At 34.6% G+C, this 13,372-nt stretch carries 5 protein-coding genes; 2 read left to right on the top strand and 3 right to left on the bottom strand.

Going from position 1 to position 13,372, the window contains the following annotated elements:
- Positions 1 to 92: 92 nt before the first annotated feature.
- Positions 93 to 1,040, top strand: coding sequence for a thioredoxin-disulfide reductase (gene trxB, locus BMZ76_RS05730; protein WP_091203757.1), 948 nt, complete (start codon positions 93 to 95; stop codon positions 1,038 to 1,040).
- 442 nt (positions 1,041 to 1,482) lie between these two features.
- Here trxB and BMZ76_RS05725 read toward each other — a convergent pair whose 3' ends face one another.
- The 3 genes from BMZ76_RS05725 to BMZ76_RS05715 all read right to left on the bottom strand — a co-directional run bounded on the left by BMZ76_RS05725 (position 1,483) and on the right by BMZ76_RS05715 (position 10,887).
- The gene (locus tag BMZ76_RS05725) at positions 1,483 to 1,902 is read right to left on the bottom strand and encodes a nucleoside-diphosphate kinase (RefSeq protein ID WP_091203755.1); all 420 of its coding nucleotides are present in this window, start codon (positions 1,900 to 1,902) and stop codon (positions 1,483 to 1,485) included.
- Between the two features lie 86 nt (positions 1,903 to 1,988).
- Entirely contained in the window at positions 1,989 to 3,593 is a 1,605-nt protein-coding gene (gene bshC, locus BMZ76_RS05720) for a bacillithiol biosynthesis cysteine-adding enzyme BshC (RefSeq protein ID WP_091203754.1), read from the bottom strand.
- 85 nt (positions 3,594 to 3,678) lie between these two features.
- A complete protein-coding gene (locus tag BMZ76_RS05715; protein WP_091203753.1) occupies positions 3,679 to 10,887 on the bottom strand; it encodes a T9SS type B sorting domain-containing protein in 7,209 nt (2,402 codons plus the stop codon).
- Between the two features lie 232 nt (positions 10,888 to 11,119).
- On the opposite strand from BMZ76_RS05715, the gene BMZ76_RS05710 reads away from it, so the two are divergent.
- Positions 11,120 to 13,318: a B12-binding domain-containing radical SAM protein gene (locus tag BMZ76_RS05710; protein WP_091203752.1), complete on the top strand. Its 2,199-nt coding sequence runs from the start codon at positions 11,120 to 11,122 to the stop codon at positions 13,316 to 13,318.
- Positions 13,319 to 13,372: the final 54 nt, after the last annotated feature.

Here is a 13,372-nt window from a genome sequence, read left to right as displayed (position 1 = left end):
TTGCAGAATAATAAAAACTGATACTTCAGGTTCTGTAATACAGCAATTATGACCTATTTTTGCATTGTTAAAAATTATAATTCACACTTACTATGTCTGATACAATCGAAAAAATTAAATGTCTTATTATAGGTTCTGGTCCAGCAGGTTACACTGCAGCAATATATGCTGCCAGAGCAAATATGAATCCTGTTTTATACCAAGGAATGCAGCCAGGAGGTCAGCTGACAACAACTAACGAAGTAGAAAATTGGCCTGGAAATCCTGAAGGGATAACTGGTCCAGAAATGATGGTGGGACTACAGGCACAAGCACAACGTTTTGGAACTGACGTACGTGATGGTTGGGCTACCAAAGTGGATTTTTTAGGTGATATCCATAAAGTTTGGATCAATGATACGATAGAATTGCATTGCGAAACAGTAATTATTTCTACAGGAGCAACGGCTAAATATTTAGGAATGCCATCAGAACAACACTATTTAAAAATGGGTGGCGGAGTTTCGGCATGTGCAGTTTGCGACGGTTTTTTCTATAGAAATCAAGAAGTAGTAATTGTAGGCGCAGGAGATTCAGCTTGCGAGGAAGCACACTATTTGTCCAAACTTTGTAAAAAAGTAACCATGTTGGTGCGTAGCGAAAAATTCAGAGCTTCTAAAATCATGGAAGAACGCGTTCGCAAAACGGAGAATATTACCATATTAATGAACCACGATACTGTTGAAGTATTAGGAGATGAGCAGGTAGTTACTGGGGTAAAGGCTTTAAATAAAACTACTAATGAAGTTTTTGATATTCCTGCTACTGGTTTCTTCGTAGCTATTGGTCACAAACCCAACACAGATATTTTTAAAGATTTTATCACATTGGACGAAACAGGATATATTATCAATACTCCTGGAACTTCCAAAACAAATGTTGAAGGCGTTTTCGTAGCGGGAGATGCTGCTGATCATGTGTATCGTCAGGCGATAACTGCGGCCGGAACTGGTTGTATGGCTGCCCTTGATGCCGAAAGGTATTTGGCTGCTAAAGAATAAACTTAATTTACAAGTTTATTTGGGATAAAAGAAAAATGGGCTCATAGATAATAGATCTGTTGAAAGATGTGCTGTCTTGATAATTTTCAAGTGATTTATCCTTCAAAAGGTTGACTAGATTTACAATTCAAAACAGCTAAATCGGAACAGAAGTAATTCTGTTCTGATTTATTTTTTCCCATTGTTTGAGTTTGATTTAATTTTGTTTTTCTGTTTTGTTTGGAGTTAACAAATTAATGCGCCCAGACTAAGTCATAAAGAAAGACATACGATAATCTTCTACCTCGCTTCACATAATTTATATTTGCTTCCAATATGATGGTTTTTTGTGTATCGCTATTTCAGGACGGGACATTTGTGTAAAAAAAAATCCCGTTTCAATTTTGAAATGGGATTTTCTGTATTTTTATTTTCAGTTTAATATGCGACACAAAACTGAATATTAGAACTGGTCTCTTCCAGCAAAATGGAACGCACCTTCAATAGCTGCATTTTCATCGCTATCAGAACCGTGAACTGCATTTTCTCCGATAGAAGTTGCGTATGCTTTACGGATTGTTCCTTCGGCAGCTTCAGCTGGGTTTGTAGCACCAATTAAATTTCTGAAATCTTCAACTGCGTTGTCTTTTTCTAAAATTGCGGCAACAATAGGTCCTCTTGACATGAATTCTACTAATTCACCGTAGAAAGGTCTTGCAGCGTGCACTTCGTAAAAAGCTTGCGCATCAGCAATCGTAAGTTGCGTTAATTTCAAAGAAACGATTTTGAAACCTGCAGTTGTAATCATTGCAAGTATGTTTCCGATGTGTCCGTTAGCAACAGCATCAGGCTTGATCATTGTAAAAGTTCTATTAGTAGCCATCTTTTTATTTTTTAAATTTTGTGCAAAAATAGGATTTTTTTATTGATTATTTTCACAAATTCGGCATTCAAATAACCATAATCTGATTAAAGTACAATAATATCAAATGCATTGTCCAATGGTTTTAGTTGTTTGATCAGTGTTGGAATCAGATTTTCACCGTATTCCAAATAAAATTCGGAAAAATTAGTTTGGCGTTCCTGTAAACTTTGATTGGGAAACAATTCGTTTTGCAAGTCAATGATGCGTTGTAAAATATCGCTCAGTTTTCTTTTTTGTGCTTTCAGTAAGCGTTTCTCCAGATTTTCTAATCCTTTGGTTTGTTTTGCTTCCTGCGCTTTTACAGCTCCAAGGAAAGATTCATCTGTTTTATTCGCTACTTCATAAAGCGTAGTAAATTGTTTTTGTAATTGGGCTTTCAGATGCGTTAAATCAACTGGGAAATCCGATAATTCTTTGGTTTTAGTATTTACTAAATGGGCTTGTTTTGAAAATAGATCTGCCCAATTCAATTCTAATTTGTCTGCTTTTTTAGCTTGTTTTTCAGTGGCTAATAGCACAGAGTTTCTCATTAAAAGTATTGGAAAAGTAACATTTGCAGCAGCAAAAAAAGATTTTAATTCCAACCAATACGCAATTTCTCCGCCACCGCCGATGTAGCATAAATTTGGCAAAATCACTTCTTGATACAACGGACGCATAATCACGTTTGGACTGAATTTTTCGGGATGATTTTCTAAATGGGATAAAATTTCACGTTCAGAAAACTCTATTTTAGTATGGTTTACCTTGTAAATATCGTTTTCAAATAGGATGCGTTCCCTGATGTCATCTTCAATATAAAACAAATTGATTTCTCGCGGGTTTACCTGAATCGTGTAATCTTTTAATTTTTCAGCAGTTTCCAACACTAATTTATGAGAAGACTGTTGCAGTAATTCTTCTTTTATGTAAGGTATAAAGTTGCGTTTCAAATCTGAATTATCCGCATCCAAAATTACTAATCCATACGCACCAAAAAGCGAATTTGCCAAAAATCTCGTGGCATCGGCTAAATTATCGTGAGCAAGATACGAATCGGTAAATAGTTTTTTTATCGTTTCTGCATTAGCACTCGAGCCTAATTCCAGCGCATATACTTCAAGGAAATCAGCTAAACCTGCAGTAGACAATCGACCAACAGGACCTGTACTTTCTTTGTTCCAGCGGAATTTTTTACCTTTAAAATTAAAATAATTGATTTCTTCAAAATCATGATCTTCGGTCGCCATCCAGTAAATGGGAACAAAATTATAAATTGGATATTTCGCTTTTAATTCGGTTGTCAAATTAATTGTCGAAATGATTTTATATAAGAAATATAAAGGTCCACTAAATAAATTTAGCTGATGGCCCGTTGTGACCGTAAATGTATTTGGATTATTTAAAGCTTCAATATTTTGTTTGGTCAAAACGGAAGTTTCAGCTTTTGAATATTGTTTTTGTAAAGTAGAAACTAATGTTTGTCTTTTGAGATTGCCATTGCTATTGTCATTGAAGTTTGTTTGCTTCTCCTGAATTTGTTCTTCAAAGTTTTCAAGATTAGGGAAACGATGGTATAAAGGGTGAAGATTGCTTTTTACTTCTAAATAATCATTCATTAAAGCAGAAAAATATCCTGAATTCTGATAGCTAATACAGTCGGTTGGCATGTTTTGAATTTCTAAATTTGATGCTAAAGTACTAAAAAGTAAAGTTAGGTTTTTTTGGTTTAAGATATGTTTAGCAAAATAATACTTATCGCTTTAAACTAAAATGTCCTTTGTATTCTTTTCCATCAGTTCTGGTTGCTACAAACCAATAATCATCGGATGGAAGTTCGCGTCCATTCATAGTTCCGTTCCAAGGTACATTTTGGTTTAATTCTTTTATTAATTTTCCATAACGGTCAAATATTTTTACAGTCAAATTGGATTCCGAGTCTGAAAATTTAATATTCCAAGTATCATTAAAGCCATCGCCATTTGGAGTGAAGTATTTTGGGTACATCAATAAAAAGACTTCATCGGTGACTGTTCCGCAACCATTTTTATCCCTGACATGTATAGTGTAAGCACCACTAAATAATGTCGAGAATTGATTGCTGTCCTGAAAATAAATACCGTCAATTGAATATTCAAAATCACCTGCTCCAGACGCAAAAACAGTGATTATATTCTGATTGTCGGTCCAATCTTTCGTCTGTACAGAAGTAATGGTCGCAATATTTGATTTTCGTACTTCAAAATTTTTCGTACTCGAACATGAGATTGTACTGAAATTAGTAGTGACGGTAAGCGAATAATTTCCGGGATTGGCAATAAGTATCGAAGATGTCGTCGCACCAGTTGACCACAAATAAGTGTTGAAACCTGAACCGGCATCAACAATAATAGAATTGTTTTCACAAATGGGAACAACATCAGGAATTGTAATAATTGGTTTTGATACAAGAGTTAATTTTAATTCAATAATGGCATAACAAGGTGTATTTGAATTGATGCGAACGTAGATTTTATTCTCGTCTAAAGATAATTTGTAATTTGAAAAATTAGTAATTTGATTGATTACCAATTGGTTTTCTGCACCTAAAAAAGTCGAATAATAAGAAAAATTATATCCTAAAGTATTTGAAATCAACTTCGAATCGTAAACTGATAAATTCATTATCTCGGTGCCGTCATTCAAATCATCACACAATAATTCTTCATAATTATTTGCGGGTAAAGTGTTTATTAGTGAAATAGTGATAGCTAATTTACTAGGGCTTTCGCAGCTGTTTTCTGTTTGCGAAGCATAATAAGTCACGCCGTCTTGTAAAGAATATGAATTAGACAAAATAACTCCGTCTGAATTGTACCATTTTATTTCATTACCTGAAATCTGGATGGTGTCTAAAGTTGGATTTTGACTGGAACAAAAAGTCTGACTTACATTTCCTGTTGGAGGAGGAGTATTTTGGATGTTTATTAGGACAGGAATTCTTTCGCTTTCACATCCATTAATGGTTTGCGAAGCGTAATAAGTGGTTCCGTTTTGTAATGGAGTTGTGTTTGATAATGGAATTCCAGTAGTCAAACTATCATACCATTTTATGTTTTGACCCGTCATTGCAATTGAACTCAAAGTTGCATTTTGTTGGATACAGAAAATTTGAGGATTTGTTAATGTAGGTTTCGGAGTAAAATTTGTAAAAGGAATTAGTATAACTGTGGTAGCATTTGAAATACAACCAATGTTGTTTTTTACTTTTATATAATATGTTCCAGGATCAAGATTTGATTGTATCGTATTTGTTTTCCAAGTAACTCCATTGTCCAAACTATATTCTGCGTCAATATCGGTAATTGTAATAGTCCCTTTAAGATTATTACAGTCTGGCTGAATAGTTGTAAATGCAGGATTTACTGGATAATCAGTTGGAGGATTAATTTTTATGGATAATGCTACAGACTCGCAACCGCTACTATTTTTAACCCGAACTAAATAGGTTCCAGCTGCTATATTTCCTGAAATTGGATTTGTCGAATAATTTACGCCATTGTCAAAACTATACTGGTAAGCGGCACTTGTAATGGAAATAGAACCAAACGGATTACTACAACTCACAGGTTGAGAAACGTTTAAGATTGGAGTTGAAGGTGCGTTTGGAGGTGCATTGATGGTTGCAGCATAGGCAATCGAAGGGCAACCATTTGTATATTTTATTCGGATTAAATAATTTCCTGGAGATAAACTAGCAGTATTGGTCGTATTCCAAGTTACACCATCATCAAAACTATATAGATTAGCAACAGTAGAAACCATAATGCTACCTGCTGATGATGTGCAACCAATAGGATTTGTAACTACAACTTGTGGTGCTGCCGGAATTGCGGGAGCAGCATCTATGGTAATGGGTGCGCTAAGAGAAATACAACCAGAATTATATTTAATCATTAAATTATATGTTCCTGGTGCTACATTGGATTTTGTATTTGAAGTTCCAAACGTGATTCCGTTATTAAAACTATATAAATCGGCAACGGTATCGATGGATAGTGATCCTCTTAAGTTGGTACAATCTGGTTGACTTGCTTTATAGGCAGGGGCTGGAAGTGCAGATAATGTTGAAATAGTGACTGTGGCAGCTTCCGAAACGCAACCAGCTAAATTTTTAATTTTTATAAAATAAATTCCTGGAGAAAGATCCGTTTTTGTATTCGAAAAAACGTAGGTTAATCCATTGTCATAACTATATGTTGCAGCTGTTGTAGTAATAGTAATAGAACCTTTTGCAGAGCTACAATTCGGCTGCGTTGAAGTATAAGCAGGAGCATCAATTGTTGTGCCTGAACTTAAATTTACCACTGTTGTTGATGATTCGCAACTATAAGAATTTGTTTTGATTTTAATAATGTACGTTCCAGCTCCTACATTTATTTTTGTTGGATTTGTTGTCCAGCTGTTTCCATCATTGAAACTATAACTTAGGGCAGTTGTAGATATGGTTATGCTACCGTCAGTTGCTCCGCAAGAAGAGGGCTGAACAATCTGTACAGCGGGTGCTGGAGGAATGGTAGGCGGTGAGTTAATATAGGAATAACTGCCGTAAGAGATACAACCTAATGTGTTTTTTATTACTATATTGTATGAACCGCCAGCTAGATTTTTCTTGATGGGATTTGTAGTCCAAGTTGTACCATTATCAAAACTGTATTGATCTGCAGTAGTATTTATTATTATAGTCCCAGAAGGAGAACTACAAGTTGGCTGAATGGAAGTTACATTTGGTGTGGGTAAATAATATTTATTAATGTAGTAATATTGCGACTGTGATTTGCAACCAGTCGTATTTTTAATAACAATATTATAGGATGATGCTGCAGGATTTAGTAAAATAGGATTGGTAGTCCAAGTTGCACCTTCATCAAAACTATATTGATCAGCAGGAGTATTGATGATAATACTTCCTCCATTTCCACAACTTGGTTGTATCACTTTTACATTTGGATTCGGAAGATAAAAAGGGTTAATGTATATCGATATGGCAAAAGATTTGCAGCCAGTTGCATTTTTTATAACAATATTGTAATATCCCGACGTTAGTCCAGAAAGTGTGGGGTTTGTTGTCCAAGTATTACCACCATCAAAACTATATGAATCTGCAACTGTTGCAATAGTAATGCTTCCATTGGTACCGCAAGTTGGTTGGACGAATGTGAAATCGGGATTTGGCAAATAATATGGATTTAAATTTGTGTAAGTATTATAAGGATAAGAAGTACATCCAGCAGCATTTTTTACCACTAAATGATAAGAACCAGAATTAAGATTAGTAAAAACAGGATTGGTATTCCATGTATTACCTCCATCTATGCTATATTGTGTTGCAGTAGTAATAAAAGTTATGCTGCCTCCGTTTCCACAAGTGGGTTGTGTTGTTGTAAAAGTAGGATTAGGAAGATAAAAAATTTGAAGGGTTACAGAATTCGAGTTAGAAATACAACCTTGGGCATTTTTTATGGAAGGGTTATAATAGCCAGAAGAAAGATTTGAAAAAGTAGGACTTGTAACCCAAGTTTGTCTATCAATACTGTACAAATCTGCAGTAGTGGTTATGGTGATGGAGCCTTTTGTATCACAAGCTGGTTGAATGATCGTGTATTTTGGTGGTGCTAAATTAGCTGAATCCAAATAAACAGAAATATATTTGGATGTACAATCTGCTTTTTTTACCAATAGATAGTAATATCCTGGGCTTAAATTACTAAAAATAGTATTGGTACTCCAGGTTGTGCCATAATCTATACTATAGTAATCTGCAGTGCTGTTGAATTTAATATTACCAATATTTCCGCAACTTGGATTAGTAACTGTATAATCGGGATCTGGAAGAGTAGGGTTATTAATCGGAATACCTATATTCTGTGATACGCATCCTAAACTATTTTTTATAGAAATGTTGTAATATCCATAAGAATTAATATTTGATAATGAAGGTGTGGTTCCCCAAGTATACCCCCCGTCAAAGCTGTAAAAATCTGCAATTGTATTTATTGTAATACTTCCTGCGGCAGTACAAGTTGGCTGAATGACAGTAAAAGTAGGTTTTGCTATATTTGGATTGTTTAAATAAACACCAGTTGGATAGGAAGTACAACCAATGCTATTTTTTATAATTATGTTGTAATACCCTGGAGGCAATGATTTAATATTGAGGGTTGTCCAAGTTACACCATTGTCAAAGCTGTAAAAATCTGATAAAGAATTAATCGTGATTTTGCCGTTTACACCACAAGTTGGCTGTTCGATGCTAATAATTGGTGAATACAAATAGGGCTGATTTAAATTAACATAAGTAGTGGAGCTTATACATCCTGCACTGTTTTTCACTTTTACTGGATAGTTTCCATATGGTAAATTTGCTACGTTATTGTTAGTCCAAGTTACACCATTATCAAAACTGTACGAATCTGCAACTGTAGTAATAGTAATGCTTCCATTGCTTCCACAAACGGGTTGCTCTGTACTATATTCAGGATAGAAATATTGAAAATTATTTAAATAAACGTAGGTATAATAGGAAGTACATCCTAAAGCATTTTTTATCCCTAAAGAATAACTTCCTGAGTATAAGTTACTCTTTGTATTGTTGGTACCCCATGTTGTGCCTCCGTCAAAAGTATAAAAATCTGAAACCGTATTAATGGTAATGCTTCCTGTTACATTACAAGCAGGCTGTGTCGTAGTATAAGTTGGGGTTTCTAACGTATTACTACTAATAAGTACATTGTTAGCCAAAGAAATGCAACCTTGTAAATCTTTTGTGCGAATTTTATAATTCCCTGGAGAAAGATTGGTTGCAGTAGCATAATTTACCCAAGTTACACCATCATCAAAACTATAGTATGTAGATGGAGTAGTAATACTAATACTGCCTACATCCCCGCAAAATAAAGGACTGGTATAGTTATAATTTGGATATGAAGTTGAGACAGCAGTAATGGTAACACTTTGAGAATAAGAAGTACATCCATTTATGGTTTTTATTTTCACTAAATACGTTCCAGGATATAAATTACTCTTTGTGTCGTTTGTACTCCAAGTTAAACCATCATCAAAACTATATTGTGATGCAGCTGAAGTTACTTTTATACTTCCTGTGGTAGAAAAACACGAGGGTTGAGTGATTTGCAAAATTGGTGAAACAGCAGTTTGGCTAGGTTCTATAGAAACACTAGCATCGCTGCTACATCCAAAAGAATCAGTAACAGTAACAGAATAATTTCCTGTCGAAGTTACTGTAATGCTTTGCGAAGTACCTCCTGTACTCCATCGATAGAATGATCCTGAAGAAGCTGTTAACACAGTGCTTCCTGAACAAACATTTAGAATACCTGTAATATTTGCCGTTGGATTTTTCACCTCTAAACTTGCAGAAATTATTTTGTAGCAAGTGGCATTTTTACTCACTCTAACAAAAATAGAAGTGCTTGAACTTGGATAACTTGAGAAATTGGCGATTGCATTCAAGTTAGCTTCCGCATCATTGTAATTTTTGTAATAACTAAAACTTAAACCTGCAGCAGACGTTACCACCAAAGCATTTAATTTAGACAAATCGAAATTTTCAATCCCGTCACGATTTGCATCACATTGAGATATCTTTGCTGTTGTTACATTAATACTGCAACTTGAAGTACAATTTAAAAAAGAAATATCCCAACCAGAATTCGCATCAGGATCTGTGGCCGAATTAAATGTAGTTCCGGCACAAGAAGTTCCAGAAATATCATAATCTACTTGTACTCCAACATTATAATTAGCATTGGTACTATTTGGAAAATCAGTGGCATTCAGTGTAAAACAAAACTTTTTATTTGTTGTGTCTAAGCTTGAGGTTGTAGCTGTACTATAAACGGATACGTTATTACTGTTATAAACATTTAATGTAATTTTTTTTACTGATGCAGAAATTCCGCCAGAATTAGGAATGGAATAATTTCCACACACGGAAATCGGTAAACTAGGGCAAACTTTATCCAAAGGATCTAGTTCTACAGATCCTTGTAAATTTTCTGTAGAATGCAGTAAGCAAATATCATCTACATACATATATCCGAAATGTCCACCCAATCCACATCTTGAAGCCATAAATTCCACGGTAAATTCTTCATTGTTAGGTAGAGATGAAATATCCAGTATTCCAGATTGCCAATTGGCAGTATATAAAGTGACGTACGAAGAAGTTTGACTCGGAACTTTGGTGAAAATGCAATTTTTTTCGTCACCTACCAAACAAAATTCATTTACGACAACGCCGTTTTTATCTAAAATCCTTGCCTTTACAAATGCCTGATTGTCAGTGTGACTATTGTCATATACACTTTGTAATACTGCTTTGTAGTTGAATTTTAGATAATTTTCATTATTAGTTTTAAACCTTTTACCCTGAACAATTGAGCCATAAGTAGATGATTTCTCATGATTAATTTTAAGGGCATATTGATCGAATGCTTTTATATCTCCCATATAAGGATCAACCAAATTTGAAGATACACCAGTCGCCATAATATTCATATTATTAGGGTCATACCGATTGATGTATGAATTGGCGGTATTGGTAATAGAGCGGCATTGCGTTGGTCCAGGAGGATCACCTATGGTATAAAGAAAATTCTTGAGGGAACTACTTCCACTGATAGTTTCATATTGTTCGAAACTTCCATTGGTACACATTTCTACAGCTTGTTGTGTGGCTGTTGCTTTCAAATTCAGATTTACTTTTTTTAAATTCAGGATTTCTTTTTTCCTTTTTTCTTCCCGAATTTTCAAAAACTCGTTTTGCTTATCCAAAGTTTGAATTAAATGACCATTTTTATCTTCCAATAAAATTTTTTTGGAAGAATTTGGATTTATTTCTTGAGAAAAAACAACAACACATTGGTGAAATAGAATAAACAGCAGTAGGACTTTAAGCTTCATTGTGGGAATTTTGTAAACAAAAGTAAATAAAAAATAAGGGTTTTAGCGTGAAAGATATTAATTTTTGTATGAATTTTATATTTGAAATGGTAAGGATCAAAATGCAGAAATCAGATTGTTTTTCGAGAGATTTAATTCAATTAATTACGCAATTTTACTCGGATAACTGCAAGTTGTTTCTTTTGTTGAAAAACAATAAATATCCCTTATTTTTGCACCAAACTTATTTCTTTTGAAAACCAAATTATTTCTCATCACGCCGCCTTTTACCCAACTGAATACACCGTATCCGGCAACCGCATATATTAAAGGGTTTCTGAATACCAAAAATATTGAGTCTGTTCAAGCAGATTTGGGTATCGAAGTGATTTTGAAATTGTTTTCGAAAGAAGGGCTTGAAGATTTGTTTAAAGTTGCAAGGTCAACGTTTAAAGTTGAAGAAATCTCAGACAACTCAAAACGTATTTACGCTTTACAAGATGAGTACCTAAAAACAATAAATCCCGTAATTGCTTTCCTTCAAGGAAAAAATCCAACATTGGCGCTTCAAATTTGTCAGGAAGATTTCTTGCCGGAAGCGTCCCGGTTTGCTCAATTGGAAGAACTCGATTGGGCTTTTGGAACGATGGGAACGCAGGATAAAGCGAAACACTTGGCGACTTTATACCTTGAAGATATTTCTGATTTTATTGTGGAATGTGTCGATGCAAATTTTGGTTTCAGCCGCTATGCCGAACGTTTGGGAAGATCTGCGAATTCTTTTGACGAATTGTATGAAGCTTTGCAACAGCAACCAACTTATATTGATACCGTTCTTCTTTCTATTTTAAAAGAGAGAATAGAAACTATTCAACCTACATTATTCTTGATTTCAGTTCCGTTTCCAGGGAATTTATATTCGGCATTTCGTTCGGCACAATGGGTGAAGAAGAATCATCCCAATATCAAAATTTCGATGGGTGGTGGTTTCCCGAATACGGAATTACGATCACTTTCTGACGCTCGTGTTTTTGAGTTCATTGATTATATCACTTTGGATGATGGGGAAATGCCAATAGAAGAATTAATTTCCAATATTGAAAATCCGGATTACGATTCCTATAAACGAACCTTTTTATTGGAAGATGGAAAAGTAGTTTACAAAAATAATTCCAATAAACCTGATTACAAACAATCACAAGTAGGAACTCCGGATTACTCAGACTTGTTTTTGAATAAATACATTTCAGTTATCGAAATTGTGAATCCAATGCACCGTATGTGGAGTGACGGACGCTGGAATAAGCTCACCATGGCGCACGGTTGCTATTGGGGCAAATGTACGTTTTGCGATATTTCTTTGGATTATATCAAAATTTACGAACCCGTTGCAGCCAATTTATTGTGTGACCGAATGGAAGAAATGATTGCTCAAACAGGCGAGAACGGTTTTCATTTTGTAGATGAAGCTGCACCTCCGGCTTTGATGCGTGCTTTGGCACTAGAAATACTTCGAAGAAAATTAGCGGTGACGTGGTGGACCAACATTCGATTCGAAAAAAGTTTTACCAAAGATTTGTGTTTGCTTCTAAAAGCTTCCGGTTGTATCGCCGTTTCTGGCGGACTCGAAGTCGCTTCTGATAGATTATTAAAACTGATTGATAAAGGCGTAACGGTCGAACAAGTCGCGAAAGTCACTCGAAATTTTACTGAAACAGGAGTAATGGTTCATGCCTATTTGATGTATGGTTATCCTACACAAACCATTCAAGAAACGGTGGACAGTCTTGAAATGGTGCGTCAATTGTTTGAAGTTGGTGTATTACAGTCGGGATTTTGGCATCAATTTGCTATGACCGCACACAGTCCCGTAGGATTGTATCCGGAAAAATTTGGTGTGGTAAAAGAAACCGAAACGATTGGAACTTTTACCAATAACGATATTAATTATACCGATGCAACTGGAATCGACCATGATAAATTTAGTTTTGGACTTAAGAAATCCTTGTTTAATTTTATGCACGAAATCTGTTTTGAATATGAGCTTCAGGATTGGTTCGAATTTAAAATTCCAAAGACTACAATTTCATCTAATTTTATTTTTGATGCACTTCAGGAAGAGAGTGAATTCAATATCAAACCTACTGCAAAAATCGTTTGGTTAGGCGGAAAGCCATTTGTTGATCATTTTACCAAATCTAAAAAAGGAAATTCCTGGGAAATGATTACTTTGACTTTTCATGACAAAAAGGAAAGCTTCTCTATTCAAACGAATAAAAATAAAGGAGAATGGTTGGTAGAAATGTTACAGAAAATCTCCGTTTCGAATGCTAAAATTTATAATTACCAAGAAGTTAAAGCTGATTTCGAATCAAATCTGGAAGACTTTGAATTATTTTGGTACTCAAAACCAATTAAAACCCTTAGTGAATTTGGATTATTAGTTTTATAAATTTGTTTTATTAAACTATATTAAATTAGCATAAAACTTTTATTTTTCGATTAC

It is taken from the genome of Flavobacterium xueshanense (assembly GCF_900112975.1).
GTDB classification, from domain to species: Bacteria; Bacteroidota; Bacteroidia; order Flavobacteriales; family Flavobacteriaceae; genus Flavobacterium; species Flavobacterium xueshanense.
The sequence above is the reverse complement of the archived record's forward strand: the minus strand, read 5'-3'. Positions and strand labels throughout refer to the sequence as shown.

What these genes read in the sequence shown, in the direction of transcription:
- trxB (WP_091203757.1), top strand. Translation starts at nt 93, where the DNA reads ATGTCTGATACAATCGAAAAAATTAAATGTCTTATTATAGGTTCTGGT.
- BMZ76_RS05725 (WP_091203755.1), bottom strand. Translation starts at nt 1,902, where the DNA reads ATGGCTACTAATAGAACTTTTACAATGATCAAGCCTGATGCTGTTGCT.
- bshC (WP_091203754.1), bottom strand. Translation starts at nt 3,593, where the DNA reads ATGCCAACCGACTGTATTAGCTATCAGAATTCAGGATATTTTTCTGCT.
- BMZ76_RS05715 (WP_091203753.1), bottom strand. Translation starts at nt 10,887, where the DNA reads ATGAAGCTTAAAGTCCTACTGCTGTTTATTCTATTTCACCAATGTGTT.